We start from the raw sequence: 21,818 nt of genomic DNA on the forward strand, positions 1-21,818 counted from the left end.
GGCGGCGACCCCCGTCGTGAGCAGCGATTCGTCCTGGACCGAAAGAGTAGAGGCGCCCGCCGCGGCCCCGCACGCTTGCCCCGACTCCCCCTGTCGGAAAGGCGGATGGATGGGCTGCGTACGTCCGGCACCCTGGCGGCGTGCCGCCGTCGTCGCGGCGCTGATGCTGGCGGCGTTCACCTTCAACACCACCGAGAACCTCCCGGTCGGCCTGCTCGCGCTCATGGCGGACGACCTGCGGGTCTCGCTCACGGCCGTGGGCGCGCTGGTCACCGGCTACGGACTGACCGTGGCCGTCGTGTCCCTGCCCCTCGCCCATGTCACCCGGTCCGTGCCGCGCCGGTATCTGCTCGCCGGGCTGCTCGGGCTGCTCGCCGTGGGCAGTTGGGTGTCGGCACTGGGAGGGGTGTCGTACGGGGTGCTGCTGGCGGCGCGGGTGGCGACGGCGTTGGCGCAGGCGGTGTTCTGGTCGGTCATGGGGCCGGTCGCGGTCGGTCTCTTCCCGCCCGAGCGCCGGGGGCGGATCATCGGGCTGCTGTCCGTCGGCGGTTCCCTCGCCACGGTGGCCGGGGTGCCGGCCGGGACCTGGCTCGGTGGGCACACCGGCTGGCGAACGCCCTTCGCTCTGCTCGGCGTGCTCGCGCTCGTCTCGCTCGTGGCCATCGGCGCCCTGCTGCCGTCGTCCCGACCGCAGGACGGCCACTCCGCGTACGGCGCCGCCCCCGACCGGCGCAGGTTCCTCGTCGTGCTGACCGTCACCGTCCTGTCGGTGACCGGTGCCTTCGCCGGGTTCACCTACGTCGTCGCCTTCCTCGACGAGGTCAGCGGGTTCCGCGAGGACGCGGTGGGTGCCGTGCTGCTGGCGTTCGGCGGGGCGGCGCTGGCCGGGGTCACGATCGCCGGGCCGCTCCTCGACCGCTTCCCGCGCGCCACGCTGACCGTGCCGGTGGCCGCCCAGGCGGCGGCCCTGCTCGGCCTCCACGCGACGGGCCATGTCCGGGCGGCGGCTGTCGTACTGGTCATGCTGCTGGGCGCCTCGGTCGCGCCCGCCTTCATGGCGACCCAGAGCCAGGTGCTCCAGGTGGCACCCGGCCGCACCGAGACCGCCCTCGCGGCCAACTCGGCCGCCTACAACCTGGGCATCGCCGCCGGCGCGCTGATCGGAGGTGTGCTGCTGCCCGCGGTCGGGGTGCGCGGGACGTTCCTGGTCGGCGGGCTGCTCACGGTGGGGGCATTGGTGGTGCTGACGTGGCCGGTGCGCCGGGACGCGCAGGACCGGGCACACGACGAGGGCCGGGCGGGAGCGGGCAAGGACCGGGCGGGAATGGGGCGGTACGGTGCGGACGCGGGGTCGTGACGGTCTATCGTGTCCGCATGTCCGTGCCTGAACTGATCCGTATCGTCTCCCGCGACTCGCCGATGGCCCTCGCCCAAGTGGAGCGTGTCCGCGCCGAGTTGGCGGCCCTGCACCCCGGTGTTCGCACCGAGGTCGTGCCGGTGAAGACGACCGGTGACAAGTGGATGGGGGACCTGTCCCAGGTCGAGGGCAAGGGGGCGTTCACCAAGGAGGTGGACGCGGCTCTGCTGGCGGGTGAAGCCGATCTCGCCGTGCACTGCGTCAAGGACATCCCCGCCGACCGGCCGCTGCCCGCGGGGACGACGTTCGCGGCGTTCCTCAAGCGGGACGACATCCGGGACGCCCTCATCCACCCCGGCGGGCTCACCCTGGACGAGCTCCCGCCCGGAACCCGGATCGGCACCTCCTCGGTGCGCCGGGTCGCCCAGCTGGCCGCCACTCACCAGCATCTCGAGTGCCTGCCGTTCCGCGGCAACGCCAACCGGCGACTGGAGAAGCTGGCGGCCGGCGAGGCGGACGCACTGCTCCTCGCGGTGGCCGGCCTGGAGCGCATCGGCCGCACCGACGTGATCAGCGAGACCCTCCCCCCCGAGGTGATGATGCCGCCGATCGGCGCGGGCATCCTCGCGCTGCAGTGCCGGGAGGGCGACAGCGACCTCATCGACGCGGTCAGCGGCCTCGGCGACCCGGACACGTACCGGGAGGCCACGGCCGAGCGGATGTTCCTGCACGTCCTGCAGGGGCACTGCAACAGCCCGATCGCCGGGTACGCGCGCGTCGACCGGGGCGGCGAACTGTCCCTGCGGGCCTGCGTGTTCACTCCGGACGGCAAGACGCGACTGAACGCCCACGAATGGGCCGGCCGACTGGACCCCGCCACCCTCGGCACGTCGGTCGCGGTCGCGCTGCTGCGTCAGGGTGCCCGCGAGATCATCGACGGCATCCCGCACTAGAGCCCGTCGTCAGGGCTCGAGCCCCCACCGGGCGGCGCCCCTCACCGGGGCGCCCGTCAGGCGGTGCCCTCTTCGGCCTGCTCCCGAAGGAAGTTGCTCACCTGGAGCGCGAGGCCGTCCCGCAGCGTGGCGGCGTGGGCGCCGGCGGAACCCTCCTGGAGGCCGAGTCCGCCGCTCCACAGCCGGCGGTCGGCCCACTCCTCCTCGACGCGCAGCTGGATCTGGACGTCGACCTGGCTCAGGCTCGCCTCCGGGCCGGCGGCATACAGCACGGCGGTGGCGCGGCGCAGGGGGTAGACGTCGAAGCCCTCGATGAACTGCGAGTTGCGCCAGTCGATGAAGGCCGCCTCACCGTCGCGGCCGATCCGCACGTCGATCTGGCCGTCCTCGAGGTGAATGCCGAGGTGCCGCTCTCCGCGGTTCTCGATGGTGACGCGGACCCTGAAGTACGCCAGCCCCTCCGCGGCCTCGTCGCGTCCGCGCGGCGGCTCGGCGGCTTCCAGTTGGTGGACGCGGACACGCAGACCGGCATGCTCGTCGTACTCGTGCCAGTCCCCGACCACGTTCGGCTCGTACACAATCCACCTCTCGACCCAGAGAGCTGCTTCCTATCTTTGCGCTCAGTGCACTGTCAAATGAGCAGAATGCGCGGTGGCCAGCCCATTCGCCCCCTTGATCACCGATCAAGCCGTGGGCAGGAGGAATCCGCTTTCCGGCCCGGCGGGCCTGTTCACCCACGTGCCGCACATCACGTTCCGCACCAAGATCAGCGGGCCAGCCGGCCCAGCAGTGAGGAGGCGGCGGCGATGCCGAGCGCGGCGGCCACGAGCAGGACGGCGAAGTCGAGCGCGAGGTGGGAGGGGGTGCCGAGGAGAAGGCCGCGCAGGGCGTCCACCTGGTAGCTGAGCGGGTTGGCCTTACTGATCGCCTGGAGCCAGCCCGGCATCACGGACAGCGGATAGAGGGCGTTGGAGCCGAAGAACAGCGGCATGGTGATGGCCTGGCCGAAGCCCATCAGCCGGTCGCGGCTGAGGACGATGCCGGCGATGGTCATCGACAGACAGGAGAAGAAAGCCGAGCCTAGGACGACGACCGCGGCGACGCCGAGCAGCTTCAGCGGATTCCAGGTCAGCGCCACACCGAGCACCGCCGCGATGACGATCACGACGACCGCCTGCACCAGGGACTTCACCCCGGCCGCGAACGCCTTGCCGGTGATCAGGGCCGAGCGCGGGGTCGGGGTGACGAGCAGCTTGTTGAGGATGCCGGCGTCGCGCTCCCAGATGATCTGGATGCCGTAGAAGATGGCGATGAACATCGCTGACTGGGCGATGATGCCGGGGGCCAGATAGTCGATGTAGGGGATGCCGTCGGTCGGAATCGCCTTGATCCGGGTGAAGGTCTGGCCGAAGATCAGCAGCCAGAGGGCGGGCTGGACCGCGCGGGTGTAGAGCTCGGTGCGGTCGTGGCGCAGTTTCTGCAGCTCGACGGCGCACATGGCCAGGACGCGGGCGGGCAGCACCCGCCAGCCGGCGCGGGGCTCGGGCGGCCGTAGCAGCAGGTCGATACCGTCGGCGCGGGCCACGTCAGCCGACACGGCGTGCGGTGCGGCGGGTGCTTCGGACATCGCGGAAGTCTCCTGAACTCTCGTCGAGCCCGCTGCCGGCGATGTCCCGGAAGACGTCCTCCAGCGTGGGCAGCGGGTCGGTGCCGGCGGCTCCCTCCGTACGCCGGCGGGCGCCGAGCCCCTGCCTGAGCTCGTCCGGTGTGCCGAGGGCCCGGATGCGGCCGTGGTGCATCAGGCCGACCCGGTCGCAGTACTGGTCGGCCTCGTCCATGTAGTGGGTGGTGACGAGGACCGTCATGCCGGTGGCGGCGCGGACGGCGTTGATGTGCTCCCACACTCCGGTGCGGGCGATCGGGTCGAGGCCGATGGTGGGTTCGTCGAGGATCAGCAGCCGGGGTGCGCTGACCAGGGCCTGGGCGAGTTCGAGGCGGCGGACCATGCCGCCCGAGTAGGTGCCGGCGAGCCGGTCGGCGGCGTCGGTGAGACCGACCGCGGCCAGGGCCTGACCGACCCGTGCGGCACGTTCCCGACGGGGCACGTCGAAGACGCGGGCGAACAGGACGACGTTCTCGCGGCCGGTCAGGCTCGAGTCGGCGGACAGCTGCTGCGGGACATAGCCGAGCAGGCGCCGGACAGCCATCCGGTCGCCTGCCGCGTCGTGTCCGAAGACGCTGACCATCCCTGTGGGCACCGGCAGGAGCGTGGTGATGCAGCGGATCGCCGTCGTCTTGCCGGCGCCGTTGGGACCGAGCAGGCCGAAGACCTCGCCCTGCGCCACCGTCAGGTCGAGTCCGTCCACCGCGTTGGTCTCACCGAAGGCGTAGGCGAGCCCGGTACAGGCCACGGCCTCGGTGGCAGCGTCTCGTGTCATGGTCGCTCCGTCTCCTCGCGCAGTGAGTCCGCCAGTCTGCGCAGCGCCGGGATCGCCGCGAGCAGCGTCTCCCGGTCCGGCTCGTTGAGGCGGGACACCTGACGGCGTACGAGATCGGCGCGCCGGCGGCGCCATTCGCTCAGCCGGGTCTCGGCCGCGGGGGTGGGCAGCAGCCGGGCGGCGCGCCGGTCGGAGGGGTCGGTCTCGCGGAGCAGACAGCCCTGCCGGGCCAGCTGGTTGACCAGCGTGGACACCGAATTGCCCGCAAGGTACAGCTCCTTGGCGGCGTCCGAGATCCCGATACCGGGCCGCTCCACGATCAGCCGCAACAGCTCCACCTCGGCACCGCGCAGCTGCGGGGCGGGCATGTCGCGCCGCAGCCGGCGTCGGATCAGTCGCTGGACCCCGACGAGCGCGTCGGCGAGTTCCTCGGGGAGGGCCGCCTGGTCCACGACCGCTTCCACGTCGTCAGCCGCGCAGTCGTCTACGTCGTCGTCCACGTCATCGAGGTTACCTCTGTAAGAGAGGTAATGACTTCAAGGGAGAGTCAAGGACGCAAAGCGGTAGTCGCATTCATGAATTTTGTTTCGGATGCCCTATCATGGGGAAAAGTGACATATGTGCTTCGGACAGGAGGCACGTCCGTGGGAGCCTGCTCGCCGGGACCCTGGGTTACCTCCTGAGGTCCGAGTGCGTGCCTCCCACGGTGTCTCTCCCAGTCAGCACCGCCTGAGGGAGGTGCGCACCTGATGAGTGCCACCACCAGAACGAAGCAGCACCCCCACGATGACGCCCCCGACACTGCGGCGGCCTTCGATCACCTTCTCGGTCTGCCCGAGGGGCCCGAGCGCAAGGTGCTCAGGGATGAACTGGTCCAGGCCTGGCTGCCCATGGCCGAGCGGATCGCCGTCCGCTTCAAGGGCCGCGGCGAGTCTCTCGAGGACCTGTACCAGGTGGCGGCCCTGGGTTTGGTGAAGGCCGTCGAGCACTACGACCCGGCACGCGGCCACGCCTTCGAGGCGTACGCCGTTCCCACCATCACCGGCGAGATCAAGCGGCACTTCCGCGACCACATGTGGACGCTGCACGTGCCGCGCCGGGTCCAGGACCTGCGCAACCGGGTGCGGAACTCCATGAAGGAGCTGTCGCAGGGCACCTCGGGGCGCGCGCCCACCGTCGCCGAGATCGCCGAGCACGCGCAGCTGAGCGAGAGCGAGGTGCGCACCGGGATGGAAGCCCTGGAGTGCTTCTCCGCGCTGTCGCTGGAGGCGGAGATGCCCGGCACGGACGGCTACGCGCTGGGGGATGCCATCGGCGGCCCCGATCCGGCGTACGACGTGGTCGTCGACCGTGTGACCGTCACGCCGTGTCTGGAGCGGCTTCCGGAGCGAGAGCGGACCATCCTCTACCTCCGCTTCTTCGGCGGGATGACCCAGAGCCGCATCGCACAGCAGCTCGGCATCTCGCAGATGCACGTCTCCCGGCTGCTGAGCGGCTGCTTCGCCCAACTGCGCGAGGAAATACTCGCCGAAGCCCACTGACGCCGGAAGGGTGACTCAGTCCTGGGCCGATCCCGGAATCTGCGTCGGACCGTAGCGCTCGAGGGCCTCTTCGAGTTCGACGCGGATCTCCGGGGGCATCCTTCCGTCCCGGCCCCAGATGAGAATCAGCTCCGCGACGTGGCGGAGCTTGATGTTCGTGTGCTGGGAGACGTCCTTCAGCACCGCCCACCCCTCGTCCGGCGCCACGCGGCCGAGGGCGACGATCATCCCGATCGCCTGGTCCACGACGGCGTGCGAGACCATCGCCTCCTTGAGCTGTTCGACTTCCTCTTCCAGCTCGATGATCCTGTCGGTCCCGTCGGCGGGCTCGTGCGGTGTCGCTGCCACGCCACCATGGTCGCCGCTTTGCCCGCCTCGTGCCAGCGAAGCGGAGGGTCGCTCTCCCGGGCCGTTTCGGCGCCACGCCGGGGGTACTCGGCAGGCCCCGGAGCGGATCCGGCTGGACACTGAGACAAGACCGGTGGCCGCCGGTTCGGGCGAGAACCAGGACGCGACTGCCATGAATCACGATGCGAAATGCTCCAACAGCACGGCCGAGGTCGTGTCCACACACTCCGTGTTCGGCGCACCCTGCTGGGTGAGTCTGACCAGCCGTGATCTCGAAGTCACCCACGGGTTCTACAGCGCCGTGCTGGGGTGGCGCTGGCGGCCCGCCAAGCTGGGCGACCACTTCTGGGTCGCGCTGGCGGACAGCGTGCCGGTGGCCGGGGTGGCCGCGGTCGCCACGATGTGGCAGATGGCCGTGGCCTGGACCCCCTACTTCGCCGTCCCCAGCGCCGACGAGGCCGTGGCGCGGGTGCAGGAGCGCGGCGGCACATCGGCCGTTGGCCCGCTCTCCCTGCCACCGGGGCGCGCGGCGCTGCTGGCCGACCGGGACGGTGCGACCTTCGGGGTCTGGGAGGGGGAGCTCCCCTCGAACTGGGAGACCTGGCGACGCGCCGCGCCCACCTTCATCCGGCTCCACACCCGCGACGCGTTCGACGCCGCCATGTTCTACGGCGAGGTCCTCGAATGGGCGTCCGAGCGGGCCGGCTGCTGCGAGGTCCGCTACGAGGGCGGCGAGGTCGTGCTGCGCAGCCGGGGCGACGTCGTGGCGCGGATCGAGTCGGGCGCGTTGGAGGCTGCGCCCGATCCGACGATCCGGCCGCACTGGCAGGTGCACTTCGCTGTCGCGGACGTGGGGGCGTGCGCGCGGGCTGCTGAGCGGCACGGGGGGAGCGTCTTGTCCAAGGGGAGTGACGAGGCTGTGCTGCGGGATCCTGACGGGGCGCAGTTCACGGTGACTTCGCGGCGCTCTCGCTAGCGCTCGCTTGGAGTGCGACTACTGGGGTGCCGTGGTGAGGCTCATGGTCGCCTGCGGGCTCGTCGTGGTTGGTCGCGCTGTTCCGCGCGCCCCTTAAGGGCGTTGCCGTGATGGTGTGGAGAGGAGCAGTAGGCTGCGGCGCTCCACCAGGACGGCCGTGCCGGCCTTGTACTCCGACTCGTCCGGAGGGCCCTGCGGTTCGGCGGTGTCGATCAGTGGGGTCCAGCGGGCGCCGAACGTCGCGTCCGGCAGCTGGAACTCCACCGGCTCCCAGTAGCTGTTGAGCAGGAGCAGGAAGGAGTCGTCGACCACCGGGCGCCCGCACCAGTCGGGTTCGGCGATGGCGTCGCCGTTGAGGAAGACGGCGACCGAGTGGGCGTCGGGGTCCTGCCAGTCCTCGTCCGTCATCTCGCGGCCGTCCGGGAGCAGCCACACCAGGTCGGGCAGCGGCTGGTCGGGGTGGGTGGCCGTCTCGCCCTTGAAGAAGCGGCGGCGGCGCAGGACGGGGTGAGCAGCGCGCAACCCGATGACGTAACGGGTGAAGTCGGCGAGTGCGCGCTGCTCGTCGGTGAGTCCCCAGTCGATCCAGGAGACGTCGTTGTCCTGGCAGTAGGCGTTGTTGTTGCCGCGCTGGGTGCGGCCGAGTTCGTCGCCGTGGCCGAGCATGGGGATGCCCTGCGACAGCATCAGGGTGGCGATGAAGTTGCGCTGTTGGCGGGCGCGCAGCCGGCGCACGGCCGGGTCGTCGGTGTCGCCTTCCGCGCCGCAGTTCCAGGACCGGTTGTGGCTCTCGCCGTCCCGGTTGCCCTCGCCGTTGGCCTCGTTGTGCTTGTCGTTGTACGAGACGAGGTCGCGCAGGGTGAACCCGTCGTGCGCGGTGACGAAGTTGACGCTGGCGCGCGGGCGGCGTCTGCTGTGTGCGTACAGGTCGGAGGAGCCGGTCAGCCGGGAGGCGAACTCGCCGAGCGAGTCGGGCTCGCCGCGCCAGAAGTCCCGTACGGCGTCCCGGTACTTGCCGTTCCACTCCGACCACAGCGGCGGGAAGTTGCCCACCTGGTAGCCGCCCTCGCCGACGTCCCACGGCTCGGCGATCAGCTTGACCCTGCTGATCACCGGATCCTGCTGGATCAGGTCGAAGAACGCCGAGAGCCGGTCCACCTCGTGGAACTGCCGGGCCAGCGTGGCCGCGAGGTCGAAGCGGAAGCCGTCGACGTGCATCTCGGTGACCCAGTAGCGCAGCGAGTCCATGATCAGCTGGAGCACGTAAGGGTGTCGCATCAGCAGGCTGTTGCCGGTGCCGGTGGTGTCGTAGTAGTGCGCCCAGTCGCCGTCCACGAGGCGGTAGTAGGAGGCGTTGTCGATGCCTCGGAAGGAGAGGGTGGGGCCCCGCTCGTTGCCCTCGGCGGTGTGGTTGTAGACGACGTCGAGGATCACTTCGAGGCCCGCTTCGTGCAGGGCCTTCACCATCGACTTGAACTCGTTGACCTGCTCGCCGCGGGTGCCGTGGGCGGCGTAGGCGTTGTGCGGCGCGAAGAAACCGATCGTGTTGTAGCCCCAGTAGTTGGACAGCCCCCGGTCGAGCAGCACGCCGTCCTGGACGAACTGGTGCACCGGCATCAGTTCGACGGCGGTCACCCCGAGGGACGTCAGATGCTCGACGGCCGCGGGGTGCGCGAGCCCGGCGTAGGTGCCGCGCAGTTCCGGCGGGACGTCGGGGTGGGTGGCGGTCAGGCCCCGCACGTGAGTCTCGTAGATGACGGTGTCGGCGTACGGCCGTCTGGGCGGGCGGTCGTCGCCCCAGTCGAAGGACGGGTCGGTCACGACGCCGAGCATGGTGTGCCCGGCGCTGTCGCCCGGGGACGGGGCGCCGGGGGTGCGCTCGAACAGCGAGGCGTGGTTGTCCACCTGGCCGTCGACGGCCCGGCTGTACGGATCGAGCAGCAGCTTCGCCGGATTGCACCGGTGGCCGAGGCCCGGGTCCCAGGGGCCGTGCACCCGGTAGCCGTAGCGCTGTCCCGGGCCGACGCCGGGCAGATAGCCGTGCCAGACGAAGCCGTCGACCTCGGTGAGCGGAATCGGGGTGTGCCGGTCCTTGTCGTCGACGAGTACCAGCTCGACGCGGTCGGCGACCTCGCTGAACAGGGCGAAGTTGGTGCCCTGTCCGTCGAAGGCGGCTCCCAGGGGATAGGGGTGCCCGCTCCAGGCGGGCACCCCTTTGCTGCGCTTTCGCGCGGTCACCGAGCCTCCTCCAGGACGCCGTCCCGGATGCCCGCCGCATCGGCGATGGCCGTGACCGGCACCTCGCGAGGCACCTCGAGCGCCTCGAGCAGGTTGGGCGCCGGCGCGGCCGGCACGAGCGGGGCACGTTCGCCGGCGCGGGCACGCTGCGAGAACCAGATGACCTTGGCTCCGGTCTCGGTGGCGCAGCACCCCCAGCCGTCGCTCGTCGCGGCGAGGTGCTGCAGGCAGGCGCGCAGCTCGTGGTCCGGGCGCAGGGCGCGGTTGTTGTCGCCGATGGCGGTGATGAGGTGCTGGCCGTTCCACCACATCTCGATCGAGGTGTTCTTGTCCCTCGCGTGCTCGTCGATGGCCCGCAGCAGCATCTCCGTGCCGTGGCGGACGGGCTCGACAAGCGTCTCCAGGTCCCAGTACCGGAGGTGAGCGGCCAGAATTCGGCTGACCTGACCCACCCGCTCGGGGCTGACTTCCACGTCGAGGTGGTAGTAGCAGGGCACTGCGGTCTTCACCGTCGTTACCTCCTCACCGCGAAAGCTCCCGCTCTCCTCGCCCCTGCGGGACGGGCCCCGAGTACGGAGCGTGAGCGCTGATCGCTTCTGAGTGACTCCAGGGTGGGGGCGGTAGGCCATTCGTGCAACAGGAGCACACCTATGAGGTAGTTGAAGATCCAACAGGACGCTGAGTCGTCGACCGTGCACCATGTGTGAAGACCTCGATACCCGTAACGGAACCCGTGCGTGTGCGCGCACGGGTTTCGGCCCGACGGTCGGGAGACGCGTCATCGAGTCCGGAAGGTGAACGGCGCCATGCTGCTACCGGCCAAAGCCGAAGTCGCCCGGCAACTGCGGCGATATCGGGCCTGGGAACGCGCCATGCTCGCGGCCCCGGCCGACCTCACGGTCCGTGCCACCTTCGAGGACACCGGCTACACCCTCTGCGTGCTGATGGGAAAGCGCTGCGCACGCGAGGCCGCCGACGCGGCCGAACGCTATCTGCGCATCACGCCGGCCGCCTATCTCAGCGAGCTGGACGAACGGCCGCGTACGGCGAGGGTCTCGGCACGACGCGGCCCGCCGGGAACACGGCGGCGGAGTTTCCACGCGGGGAGGTAGACCCCTTCCGGCGCAGCCTGAATCCCCCGGCCGGGCCTGGTGCCCGGCCTCGAGCACGGTGGAGGTGAACCATGGGCAGGACCAAGAGCAGGACCGGTGCCGGTACCGGGACCATCGGCCGCATCCCGGTACGGGACGTGCGGCCGGCCGTGGAGTGCGGCAGGCACCCGGCCAAGGCCGTCGTGGGAGAGACCTTCGAGGTCACCGCCACCGTGTTCCGTGAGGGCCATGACGCCGTCGCCGCCAACGTCGTACTGACCGACCCGGACGGCCGGCCCGGCCCCTGGACGCCCATGCACGAACTGGCCCCGGGCAGCGACCGCTGGGGCGCCAAGGTGACCCCGTCGACCATGGGCCACTGGACGTTTCACGTGGAGGCGTGGAGCGATCCGGTGGCCACCTGGCGCCACCTCGCGCAGATCAAGATCCCCGCCGGGATCGACGTCGGACTGGTCCTGGAGACGGGCGGCGAGCTGTACGAACGAGCGGCGGCCGGAGTGCCCGACAAGACGGAGCAGGCGACGGTGCAGGCCGCCGCGGACGCGCTGCGGGACGACTCATTGCCGCCCGAGTCACGGCTGGCGGCGGCGTTCGCGGCGAACGTCGACGCGGTGTTGGGTCGGTATCCGCTGCGGGACCTGGTCACCGCGTCGGACCCGCTGCCCCTGCTGGTGGAACGGGAGCGGGCCCTGTTCGGCTCCTGGTACGAGTTCTTCCCCCGCTCCGAGGGCACCCCCGAGCAGCCCCACGGCACCTTCCGCACCGCCGCGCGCCGGCTGCCCGCGATCGCCGCGATGGGCTTCGACGTGGTCTACCTCCCGCCGATCCACCCGATCGGCACCACCTTCCGCAAGGGCCCCAACAACACCCTGTCCGCGGGCACCGACGACGTCGGCGTGCCCTGGGCCATCGGCTCCCCCGAGGGCGGCCACGACGCCGTCCACCCCGACCTGGGCACCCTGGAGGACTTCGACTGGTTCGTCGCCCGGGCCGGCGAACTCGGCCTGGAAGTCGCCCTCGACTTCGCCCTGCAGTGCTCCCCCGACCACCCCTGGGTCGACAAGCACCCCGAGTGGTTCCACCACCGCCCCGACGGCACCATCGCCCACGCCGAGAACCCGCCGAAGAAGTACCAGGACATCTACCCCATCGCCTTCGACGCCGACATGGACGGACTGGTCGAGGAAACCCTGCGCATCCTGCGCCACTGGATGGCCCACGGCGTGCGCATCTTCCGCGTCGACAACCCGCACACCAAACCGGTCGTCTTCTGGCAGAAGGTCATCGCCGACATCGGCCGCACCGACCCGGACGTCATCTTCCTCGCCGAGGCCTTCACCCGCCCCGCGATGATGCACACCCTCGCCCAGATCGGCTTCCAGCAGTCCTACACGTACTTCACCTGGCGCAACGGCAAACAGGAACTCACCGACTACCTCACCGAACTGTCCGGCGAGGCAGCCGCCTACATGCGGCCCAACTTCTTCGCCAACACCCCCGACATCCTCCACGAGTTCCTCCAGCACGGCGGACGTCCGGCCTTCGAGGTGCGCGCCGTCCTGGCCGCCACCCTCTCCCCCACCTGGGGCATCTACAGCGGCTACGAACTGTGCGAGAACACCCACCTGCGCGAAGGCAGCGAGGAGTACCTCGACTCGGAGAAGTACCAGCTCCGCCCCCGCGACTGGGAAGCGGCCGAGCACGAGGGCCGCACCATCACCCCCCTGATCACCAAGCTCAACACCATCCGGAGGGGCCACCCCGCCCTCCACCGGCTCAGGAACCTCCGCTTCCACCGGACAGACAACGACGCGGTCATCGCCTACAGCAAACGCACAGGCCCGGACACGGTTCTGGTGGTCGCCAACCTTGATCCTCACCACACCCAGGAGGCCACGGTCTCGTTGGACATGCCGCACCTCGGCCTGGACTGGGATGCCTCCCTGTCCGTGCACGACGAACTGACGGGTGGGACCTTCCGCTGGGGCAGGAACAACTACGTACGTCTGGAGCCCGGCAGGGCCCCCGCGCACGTGCTCCATGTCCAGGCTTCGCCACCGCAGATCGGAGGGTCCTGAGCGTCATGACCGTCAACGAGCCCGTGCTGGACACCTTCGAGGACACTCCTGCCAAGGATCGTGACCCGGACTGGTTCAAGCGCGCCGTCTTCTACGAGGTACTGGTCCGCTCCTTCCAGGACAGCAACGGCGACGGCGTCGGCGACCTCAAAGGCCTCACCGCCAAACTCGACTACCTGCAATGGCTCGGCGTCGACTGCCTGTGGCTGCCGCCCTTCTTCAAATCACCCCTGCGGGACGGCGGATACGACGTATCCGACTACACCTCCGTCCTGCCCGAATTCGGAGACCTCGCCGACTTCGTCGAATTCGTCGACTCCGCCCACCAGCGCGGCATGCGGGTCATCATCGACTTCGTCATGAACCACACCAGCGACCAGCACCCGTGGTTCCAGGAATCGAGAAAAGACCCCGACGGGCCCTACGGCGACTACTACATGTGGGCCGACGACGACAAGCAGTACGCCGACGCCCGCATCATCTTCGTCGACACCGAGGCCTCCAACTGGACCTTCGACCCGGTCCGCAAGCAGTACTTCTTCCACCGCTTCTTCTCCCACCAGCCGGACCTGAACTACGAGAACCCGGCCGTCCAGGAGGAAATCCTGGCCGCCCTCCGCTTCTGGCTGGACCTGGGAATCGACGGATTCCGGCTGGACGCGGTGCCGTACCTCTACGCGGAGGAGGACACGAACTGCGAGAACCTTCCCGCCACTCATGAATTCCTGAGGCGTGTCCGCCGCGACATCGACGCGATGTATCCGGACACCGTGCTGCTGGCCGAAGCGAACCAGTGGCCCGAAGACGTGGTCGACTACTTCGGCGATTATCAAAACGGTGGCGACGAGTGCCACATGGCCTTCCACTTCCCCGTCATGCCGCGCATTTTCATGGCCGTGCGAAGGGAGTCGAGGTACCCGGTCTCGGAAATCCTCGCCAAGACCCCGGCCATCCCGTCCGGCTGCCAGTGGGGCATCTTCCTGCGCAACCACGACGAGCTGACCCTGGAAATGGTCACCGACGAGGAACGCGACTACATGTGGGCGGAATACGCCAAGGACCCCCGCATGCGCGCCAACATCGGCATCCGCAGGCGGCTCGCCCCGCTCCTCGACAACGACCGGCACTCGATCGAGCTGTTCACGGCCCTGCTGCTCGCCCTGCCGGGCAGCCCGATCCTGTACTACGGCGACGAGATCGGCATGGGCGACAACATCTGGCTCGGCGACCGCGACGCCGTCCGCACCCCGATGCAGTGGACGCCGGACCGCAACGCCGGCTTCTCCACCTGCGACCCGGGCCAGCTCTGCCTGCCGACCATCATGGACCCGGTCTACGGCTACCAGGTGACGAACGTGGAGGCGTCGATGGCCTCGCCGTCCTCACTGCTGCACTGGACCCGCCGCATGATCGAGATCCGCAAGCAGAACCCGGCCTTCGGACTCGGCACCTACACAGAACTCCAGTCCTCCAACCCGGCGGTGCTCGCCTTCCTGCGCGAATACGAGGACGACCTGGTGCTGTGCGTGAACAACTTCGCGCGCTTCGCACAGCCCACGGAACTCGACCTGCGCGAGTTCGCCGGCCGCCACCCGGTCGAGCTGTTCGGCGGGGTCCGTTTCCCGGCGATCGGCGAACTGCCGTATCTGCTGACCCTCGGGGGCCACGGCTTCTACTGGTTCCGACTCTCCCGAGTCGCATCCCGCATCGGCCGACGACTTTGAGCGTGAGCTTCGAGCGTGTGCCGAGGAAAGGACGGGTCACCATGCAGAAGACCGCAACTCCCCGATCGAGCCGTACGGTCGACGCGAGCCCCATGGCCTCGCTCGCCGGACTGCTGCGCGAGTGGCTGCCACGGCAGCGCTGGTTCGCGGGCAAGGACCGGCCCGTCACGGACCTCGCGCTGCTGTCGATGACGGAGCTGTTCCCGGGCTGTCTGCATCTGCTGGTGCACGCCGGTCACTCCGCGGTGCCCGCGCCCGGCGGCGCTCCCCCGGCCGGTGACTGCTACCAGCTGCTGCTCGGCGTACGCCAGCATCTGTCGCCACGGCTCGGCCGGGCGCTGATCGGCCGTGCGGAGGAGGGGCCGCTGGCCGGCCTGACGGTCTTCGACGCGTTGCAGGACCCCCGTTCGGCCCAGCTGCTCCTGGAGCGGCTGCGGCATCCCGGCACGGCGGGCCCGCTGTGCTTCGAGGCGGACCCGTCCGTGTCGGTGCCGGCGGGGCTCGTGCCCCGGGTGCTGGACGCCGAGCAGTCCAACTCCTCGCTGGTGTACGGCGATACGTTCATCCTCAAGCTGTTCCGACGCATCCAGCCCGGCGTCAATCCCGACCTGGAGCTGTCCGGCGCACTGGCCGAGCAGGGCTGCGGGCGAGTCCCGGCCCCCGTGGCCTGGTTCCGGACGACGCACCCGTGGGAGGCCACGCTCGGCGTGCTGCAGCCGTTCCTGCGTGACGCCTCCGACGGCTGGACGCTGGCGCTGGACGCGCTGGGCTCCGGCGGCGACTTCACGGCGGAGGCCCGCCAGCTGGGGCGAGCGACGGCGGAGGTGCATCTGGCCCTGGCGTCGGCCTTCCCGTCCCGGGCGCACGGCGAGAACGCCCGGATGGCGGCGGCGATGACCGAGCGTCTGGAGATCGCCGCGCACTTCGTCCCGGCCCTGCAGCCCTATGTGCCCGGCCTGCGCACCGCCTTCGGCGCGCTCGCCAGCTGCGACCCCGGGCCGCCTGACCAGCGCATCCATGGCGATCTGCACCTGGGGCAGGTGCTGCGGGCGGGCCGTGAGTGGTTCGTCATCGACTTCGAGGGCGAGCCGTCCCGCCCGCTCGCCGAGCGGCGCGGCGTCCACTCGCCGGTGCGGGACATCGCCGGCATGCTGCGCTCCTTCGACTACGCCGCCCGGCAGCGCCGTCCGTGGCGTCCGGAGTGGGCGCGCCGCTGCCGGGAGGCCTACTGCGCGGGCTATGCCGCCCTCGCAGGCTGGGACCCGCGCAAGAAGCACGGCTTGCTGCGTGCGTATGAGACCGACCGCGCCGTGTACGAGGTCCTGTACGAGGCCCGGCACCGACCCGACTGGTTGCCCGTACCGATGGCGGCGATCGAACGCCTCGCCGTGAGAGGAGCCTGACCCATGGCCCTGCACGAGACCTCGCGCCCCGAATCGGCCGGCCCGGGCCGGCGCGCTGCCGCGCCCGCACTCGATCCGGTCGACCGTGAGCGCCTCCTGTCGGGCGCCCACCACGATCCGCACGCGCTGCTCGGGGCGCATCCGGTCCCGGGCGGGATCGCCTTCCGGGCGCTGCGCCCATTCGCGCGTGCGGTGAGCGTCGTGGCCGACGGCGAGCGCACCGCGCTGGTCTCGGAGGGCGGCGGCCTCTTCTCCGGCGTGCTGCCGCTCAGGGAGATCCCGGCGTACACGCTGCTGGTGGCGTACGCCGAGGACGGGTCCGACGAGTGCGAGGTCCACGACCCGTACCGCTTCCTGCCCGCCCTCGGTGAGCTGGACCTCCACCTCATCCGGGAGGGACGGCACGAGGAACTGTGGAAGGCGCTCGGCGCGGAGCCGATGACCCACCAGGGCGTGACGGGCACCCGCTTCACCGTGTGGGCGCCGAACGCTCAGGGCGTGCGGGTCGCCGGGGACTTCACCTGCTGGGACGGGACGGCGTTCCCGATGCGGTCCCTCGGGGCGTCCGGGGTGTGGGAGCTGTTCCTGCCGGGCATCGGCGAGGGCACCCGGTACAAGTTCGAGATCACCTCCCGGTACGGCGGCCGGTTCCTCAAGGCCGACCCGATGGCGCGCCGTGCGGAGGTCCCGCCGGACACGGCGTCGATCGTGCACGCCTCGCACCACGAGTGGGGCGACGCGCAGTGGATGGCGCGCCGGGGTGACGTCCCGGTGCATCAAGCACCCTTCTCGGTCTACGAGGTGCACCTTCCGTCATGGCGCCCGGGGCTGACGTACCGCCAACTCGCCGAGGAGCTGCCCGCGTACGTCAAGGACCTGGGCTTCACCCATGTCGAGCTGATGCCGGTCGCACAGCACCCCTTCGCCGGGTCCTGGGGCTACCAGGTCACCGGCTTCTACGCGCCGGCCTCGCGGCTCGGTACGCCCGACGACTTCAAGTACCTCGTGGACGCCCTGCACCAGGCCGGCATCGGGGTGATCGTGGACTGGGTGCCGGCCCACTTCCCCAAGGACGACTGGGCGCTGAGCAGGTTCGACGGGGAACCGCTGTACGAACCCGGGGACGAGCGGCGCGCCGAGCACCCGGACTGGGGGACGTACGAGTTCGACTACGGACGCACCGAGGTGCGCAACTTCCTGGTCGCCAACGCCACGTACTGGTGCGAGGAGTTCCACATCGACGGGCTCCGGGTGGACGCCGTCGCCTCGATGCTCTACCTCGACTACTCACGGGAGTCCGGGCAGTGGGCGCCGAACGCCTTCGGCGGGCGGGAGGACCTGGCCGCGATGGCGTTCCTGCAGGAGATGAACGCGACCGTGTACCGGCGCAACCCGGGCGTCATCACCATCGCGGAGGAGTCGACCGCCTGGGACGGGGTGACGCGGCCGACCGACAGCGGCGGCCTCGGGTTCGGGCTGAAGTGGAACATGGGCTGGATGCACGACTCCCTGGAGTACATCGCCAAGGAGCCGGTGCACCGCAAGTACCACCACAACGAGATGACGTTCTCGATGGTGTACGCCTACAGCGAGAACTACGTCCTGCCGATCTCCCACGACGAGGTCGTGCACGGCAAGCAGGCGCTGGTCTCCAAGATGCCCGGCGACTGGTGGCAGCGACGCGCCAACCACCGCGCCTACCTGGGCTTCATGTGGGCCCACCCCGGCAAGCAGCTCCTCTTCATGGGCCAGGAGTTCGCGCAGGGCGCCGAGTGGTCCCAGGAGCACGGTCCCGAGTGGTGGCTGCTGGATCCCGGTTACGCGTCCGCGGGTGACCATCGCGGCGTCCAGGATCTGGTCCGGGACCTCAACGCGCGCTACCGGACGACGCCCGCTCTCTGGGAGCGGGACACCGAACCCGGTGGCTTCCAGTGGGTGCTGGGGGACGCGGCGGACGACAACGTCTTCGCCTTCCTCCGGTTCGGTGCCGACGGCAGCCCCCTGCTCGCCGTCTCCAACTTCTCCCCCGTCGTGCGGCACGACTACGCCCTGTGGGTGCCGGATGACGTCATCGCCTGGCAGGAGACCCTCAACACGGACGCCGCCCGGTACGGCGGCAGCGACGTCGTCAACCCCGACCCGGTGAAGCCGCAGGACAGCCGCATCCGGTTGACGTTGCCGCCCCTCGCCACGGTGTGGCTGTCGCCCTGCCCTCGCGCCTGAGATCACGCCTGAGATCACCGAACGGGGTCAATTGTCAGTTCTCGACACCACGCGCTCTCAGCTGGGCTAGATTCGGGCACCGCCGATAACGGAACTCATCGGTGATGTCACACCCGGTACACATCAGGAGCAGCGCATGCGCGACCTCGGCCTCGCTCCCCCGACTGTCACGCCCCTGACCGGCGGGCTCGCCGACAGCGTCTTCGAGATGGCGGCCCTCGATCCGACACTGCCGATGCTCGCGCGCCACCCCGATCCCTCCTCCACCACGTGGGAGGAGGTGACCGCCGTGGAACTGCGCGACGAAGTGACCGATCTGGCCAAGGGTCTGATCGCGGCCGGGATCTCACCGGGCCACCGCGTGGCCGTCATGGCCCGCACCCGCTACGAGTGGACGGTGTTCTGCTACGCCCTGTGGGCGGTGGGCGCCGAGGTCGTGCCGATCTATCCGACGTCGTCGCGCGACCAGGTCGAGTGGATCCTGCGGGACGCCGAATGCGTGGCCGTGGTGGTCGAGGACGAACAGGCCATCATGACGGTGGGTTCCGTGTGCGGATCGCTCCCGATGCTGCGCCATGTGTGGCAGTTGGACGCCGGGGGGCTTCAGCAGCTCGTGGAGTGCGGCGAGTTCATCCCGTTCGCGACGGTCGATTCGCTGCGCCGCATCGTACTGCCGGACTCCACCGCGGCCGTCGTCTACACCTCCGGCACCACGGGTCACCCGCTGGGCTGCGCGCTGAGCCACCGCGGTCTGGCGAGCACCTGCGACACCCTCCTCGCGGGCTGGGGCCACACCGTGATCCCGCCCGGCGAGCAGCAGGCGTCGGTCCTCGCCTTCCTGCCCTTCTCCCATGTGTACGGCCTGGTGGTGCAGGGGCTGGCCATCCGCGGCGGCATGCTGATGGGCCACGAACCCGAGCTGAACGCGGAGGCGTTGTCGACGGCGCTGCGCACCTTCCGGCCGACCTATCTGTGCGCCGTACCGTCGATCTTCGAGAAGATCTACAAGAACTTCCTGCGCACGGCCCAGCAGGCCGGCCGTGGCGCGCTGTTCGAGCGGGCCGCCGACACCGCCCGGGACTTCGCGGCGGCACTGGAACGGCAGCGGCTGGGCGGCGGGCCCGGGCCCCGTTACGATCTGCGGCTGCAACACGCCCTGTACGAACGCACGGTGTACCGCAAACTGCGGGCCGCGCTGGGCGGCAGGGTATGCCGGGCGACGTCCGCCGGCTCGTCCCTGAACCGTGAACTGTCCCTGTTCTACGAGGGCATCGGCATCTACGTGAACGACGCCTACGGTCTCACCGAGACCTGCGGCGGGGTCACGGCACCACCGCTGGGCCGGGAGCTGTCGGGAACGGTCGGGAAGGCACTGCCGGGGATGGACATCCGGGTGGCCGACGACGGGGAGATCCTCGTGCGCGGGCCATCGGTGTTCCAGGGCTATGTGAACGACGAGGCCGCGACACGTGCGGCGCTGCGCGGCGGCTGGCTGGCCACCGGGGATCTCGGGCGGCTGGACTCCGAGGGCTATCTGACGATCACCGGGCGCAAGAAGGAAGTCATCATCACGAGCGGCGGCAAGAGCGTCTCACCGGCGCTCCTGGAGCAGCGCCTGAGGATGCATCCGATGATCCATCAGGCGGTGATCGTGGGTGACAACCGGCCCTGTGTCGGGGCCCTGATCACCCTGGACCCCGACTTCCTGGCCTACTGGCGGGAATCACTCACGCTGCGCAGTGACGCGCGGATCCGGGAGGCGCGCGAGGAGAACGCGCTGCGGGAGGAGATCGGCCGGGCCGTGGCCGCCGCGAACAGCGCGGTGTCGCGCGCGGAGTCCATTCGCGTGTTCCGGGTGCTGCCGGCGCCGTTCGACGTGGCCAGCGGCCTGATGACGCCGTCGATGAAGCTGCGCCGGGACGCCATCGTGCGGCACTACGCCCTCCAGATCGACGCGATGTACCAGGCCCGTTCACGTGTGCCGCGAGACCACCTGGTGGACGAGCCGCCGCACTGGGACGACGCGGACAACGTCTTCGGCTGAGCGCACCTACTCGCCCGTGGTGAGCCGTACGACATTCGACTGTTCACCGAGGACGAAGGCGCGGATCCGGAAGGTGGCGTTCTTCTCGCCGGGCAGGGTGACCAGCGTCGTGGCGGTGACGTCCGGATCGACGACGGCGACGGGTTCGTACCCGGTGCTGTTCTTCTCGCGCATCTCCAGGAGGAATCCGTCCTCGTCCGAGGACGTGTCGGTCCAGGTGAAGCGGATGCCGTCCGGCAGTTCGGCGCGGGCCGGCCGGGAGACGGGGCCCCGGTAGGTCCGCAGGCGGTAGTGGAACGTGGTGTGCGGCATGAGGTCCGGGTGGCGGTAGTCCGACACCCGCCGGGGCAGGTAGTCCAGGACCGTGTAGGGACCCGTTTCCTCGGTGGCGAACTCCAGCAGGTGGCCCGCGACTCCCGGTCGGTGGTCCGTCCAGTCGAGGTCGATGTCCGTGGGTGTCGTGAGGACACCTCGCAGTGGCTTGTCGGCGTCCGCGGAGCCGGCCGAGCAGGCCGAGCAGGCCGGCAGCGCCAGGATCAGCGCTGCCGACGCCGCGATGCGCGCCTTTCCTCGCATACGGCAGCCGCTACTTGCGCCAGAATCGGATGTTGCTCCACTCCACGGTGGCCTGCCCGCTGCCGCTGTTGGTGCGGTAGGCGCCGAACTTGTCGTAGAAACTGCCGCCGGGGCTGTCGTACGAGTGCTTGAGCGAGCCGTTGATGTAGGTGCGGTGCTCGACGCCGACCTGGTGGACCGTGTTGACGCGGACCGTCGCGCCGACGGTCCCGGCGTTGGACAGCGTGGCACCGCCGTGCACCGCGTACAGCCGGCCGCCGCGCTCGACGGCGAGCATGAAGTACGGGCCGGAACCGGACTCGTTGAAGGTCTGCTTGAGGCTGATCCGGGTGCCGCTGAGGCTGGTGATGCGGAAGTAGCCCTCGAACTGGCGGGTTCCGCCGGTGTAGGTGGCGTAGCGCCGTTCAGCCCGTTGGTCGCCGCTCGCGGTGGAGCAGGTGAGCCGGAACGTCAGGCCGTCGACCTGGCCGCAGCCCCGTTCCTGCACGGTGTAGCTCGGTGACACCGACTGCCAGCCGCCGGGCTCGACTTCGGCGAAGGCATGCGGTGCGGCGAGCAGGGAGGTGGCGCACAGCGTCGTGGTGACGGTGAGAGTGCGCAGGCGTACGAGCATCCTGCCTCCTGTCGGATGGGGGGTGGACCGCACGTCACGCATCCGGCCACGCACATGGTGACGTACGCGGTCACGTACATGAACCACGATCCCTGACATGGACGATCGAGACGGACGTTAGGTTCAGACCAATCAGTCGTCAAGAGATCGAGCGGACACGTCTTTCACACCCGAACCGGTGTGCCCCCGCGCCG

The 21,818-nt window shown here is 70.0% G+C and carries 19 protein-coding genes; 10 read left to right on the forward strand and 9 right to left on the reverse strand.

Annotated elements, in window-relative coordinates; genetic code table 11:
* The first annotated feature begins 109 nt into the window (after positions 1-109).
* Together AB5J55_RS02365 and hemC are read left to right on the forward strand one after the other, a co-directional pair.
* Positions 110-1,357 (forward strand): MFS transporter, encoded by a 1,248-nt coding sequence (locus AB5J55_RS02365; RefSeq protein ID WP_369269020.1) that lies wholly within the window; start codon positions 110-112, stop codon positions 1,355-1,357.
* Positions 1,358-1,374: 17 nt separating this feature from the next.
* The gene (gene hemC, locus AB5J55_RS02370; RefSeq protein WP_369269021.1) at positions 1,375-2,310 is read left to right on the forward strand and encodes a hydroxymethylbilane synthase; all 936 of its coding nucleotides are present in this window, start codon (positions 1,375-1,377) and stop codon (positions 2,308-2,310) included.
* A gap of 56 nt (positions 2,311-2,366) precedes the next feature.
* Here hemC and AB5J55_RS02375 read toward each other — a convergent pair whose 3' ends face one another.
* The 4 genes from AB5J55_RS02375 to AB5J55_RS02390 form a co-directional block, all read right to left on the reverse strand.
* On the reverse strand, positions 2,367-2,888 hold the full coding sequence (locus AB5J55_RS02375) for a hypothetical protein (RefSeq protein ID WP_369269022.1): 522 nt from the start codon (positions 2,886-2,888) through the stop codon (positions 2,367-2,369).
* 188 nt (positions 2,889-3,076) lie between these two features.
* Positions 3,077-3,937, reverse strand: a complete 861-nt coding sequence (locus AB5J55_RS02380) for an ABC transporter permease (protein ID WP_369269023.1) — start codon at positions 3,935-3,937, stop codon at positions 3,077-3,079.
* A complete protein-coding gene (locus AB5J55_RS02385; RefSeq protein WP_369269024.1) occupies positions 3,897-4,748 on the reverse strand; it encodes an ABC transporter ATP-binding protein in 852 nt (283 codons plus the stop codon). The genes AB5J55_RS02380 and AB5J55_RS02385 overlap by 41 nt, the downstream gene beginning before the upstream one ends.
* Positions 4,745-5,200 carry a MarR family winged helix-turn-helix transcriptional regulator gene (locus AB5J55_RS02390; RefSeq protein WP_369276065.1) on the reverse strand — a complete coding sequence of 152 codons (456 nt, stop codon included), beginning with the start codon at positions 5,198-5,200 and terminating at the stop codon, positions 4,745-4,747. The genes AB5J55_RS02385 and AB5J55_RS02390 overlap by 4 nt, the downstream gene beginning before the upstream one ends.
* Before the next feature lie 297 nt (positions 5,201-5,497).
* On the opposite strand from AB5J55_RS02390, the gene AB5J55_RS02395 reads away from it, so the two are divergent.
* A complete protein-coding gene (locus AB5J55_RS02395; RefSeq protein ID WP_369269025.1) occupies positions 5,498-6,289 on the forward strand; it encodes a SigB/SigF/SigG family RNA polymerase sigma factor in 792 nt (263 codons plus the stop codon).
* A 15-nt stretch (positions 6,290-6,304) separates the two neighbouring features.
* Here AB5J55_RS02395 and AB5J55_RS02400 read toward each other — a convergent pair whose 3' ends face one another.
* A complete protein-coding gene (locus AB5J55_RS02400) occupies positions 6,305-6,637 on the reverse strand; it encodes an ANTAR domain-containing protein (RefSeq protein ID WP_369269026.1) in 333 nt (110 codons plus the stop codon).
* Positions 6,638-6,809: 172 nt separating this feature from the next.
* Between AB5J55_RS02400 and AB5J55_RS02405 the strand changes: the two genes are divergently transcribed.
* Positions 6,810-7,613 carry a VOC family protein gene (locus AB5J55_RS02405; protein ID WP_369269027.1) on the forward strand — a complete coding sequence of 268 codons (804 nt, stop codon included), beginning with the start codon at positions 6,810-6,812 and terminating at the stop codon, positions 7,611-7,613.
* A 93-nt stretch (positions 7,614-7,706) separates the two neighbouring features.
* Here the strand turns inward: AB5J55_RS02405 and glgX are convergent, their stop codons facing one another.
* A complete protein-coding gene (gene glgX, locus AB5J55_RS02410) occupies positions 7,707-9,851 on the reverse strand; it encodes a glycogen debranching protein GlgX (RefSeq protein ID WP_369269028.1) in 2,145 nt (714 codons plus the stop codon).
* On the reverse strand, positions 9,848-10,360 hold the full coding sequence (locus tag AB5J55_RS02415) for a pep a2 (protein ID WP_369269029.1): 513 nt from the start codon (positions 10,358-10,360) through the stop codon (positions 9,848-9,850). Before AB5J55_RS02415 ends, glgX begins: the two co-directional genes overlap by 4 nt.
* A gap of 297 nt (positions 10,361-10,657) precedes the next feature.
* Here AB5J55_RS02415 and AB5J55_RS02420 point away from each other — a divergent pair, with 297 nt between their 5' ends.
* The 6 genes from AB5J55_RS02420 (at position 10,658) to AB5J55_RS02445 (ending at position 20,435) form a co-directional block, all read left to right on the forward strand.
* Entirely contained in the window at positions 10,658-10,963 is a 306-nt protein-coding gene (locus AB5J55_RS02420) for a DUF5133 domain-containing protein (protein WP_369269030.1), read from the forward strand.
* Positions 10,964-11,034: 71 nt separating this feature from the next.
* The gene (locus tag AB5J55_RS02425) at positions 11,035-13,041 is read left to right on the forward strand and encodes an alpha-1,4-glucan--maltose-1-phosphate maltosyltransferase (RefSeq protein ID WP_369269031.1); all 2,007 of its coding nucleotides are present in this window, start codon (positions 11,035-11,037) and stop codon (positions 13,039-13,041) included.
* Positions 13,042-13,046: 5 nt separating this feature from the next.
* A complete protein-coding gene (gene treS, locus AB5J55_RS02430) occupies positions 13,047-14,765 on the forward strand; it encodes a maltose alpha-D-glucosyltransferase (protein ID WP_369269032.1) in 1,719 nt (572 codons plus the stop codon).
* A 41-nt stretch (positions 14,766-14,806) separates the two neighbouring features.
* A complete protein-coding gene (locus tag AB5J55_RS02435) occupies positions 14,807-16,168 on the forward strand; it encodes a maltokinase (RefSeq protein WP_369269033.1) in 1,362 nt (453 codons plus the stop codon).
* Between the two features lie 3 nt (positions 16,169-16,171).
* Complete coding sequence (gene glgB / locus AB5J55_RS02440) at positions 16,172-18,391, forward strand: 1,4-alpha-glucan branching enzyme (RefSeq protein WP_369269034.1); 2,220 nt, start codon at positions 16,172-16,174, stop codon at positions 18,389-18,391.
* 136 nt (positions 18,392-18,527) lie between these two features.
* On the forward strand, positions 18,528-20,435 hold the full coding sequence (locus AB5J55_RS02445) for a long-chain fatty acid--CoA ligase (RefSeq protein WP_369269035.1): 1,908 nt from the start codon (positions 18,528-18,530) through the stop codon (positions 20,433-20,435).
* 6 nt (positions 20,436-20,441) lie between these two features.
* On the opposite strand, the gene AB5J55_RS02450 is transcribed toward AB5J55_RS02445, so the two are convergent.
* Together AB5J55_RS02450 and AB5J55_RS02455 are read right to left on the reverse strand one after the other, a co-directional pair.
* The gene (locus tag AB5J55_RS02450; RefSeq protein WP_369269036.1) at positions 20,442-21,011 is read right to left on the reverse strand and encodes a fibronectin type III domain-containing protein; all 570 of its coding nucleotides are present in this window, start codon (positions 21,009-21,011) and stop codon (positions 20,442-20,444) included.
* A gap of 10 nt (positions 21,012-21,021) precedes the next feature.
* On the reverse strand, positions 21,022-21,624 hold the full coding sequence (locus AB5J55_RS02455) for a hypothetical protein (RefSeq protein ID WP_369269037.1): 603 nt from the start codon (positions 21,622-21,624) through the stop codon (positions 21,022-21,024).
* Positions 21,625-21,818 lie beyond the last annotated feature (194 nt).

Source organism: Streptomyces sp. R11 (assembly GCF_041051905.1).
Taxonomy (GTDB): domain Bacteria; phylum Actinomycetota; class Actinomycetes; order Streptomycetales; family Streptomycetaceae; genus Streptomyces.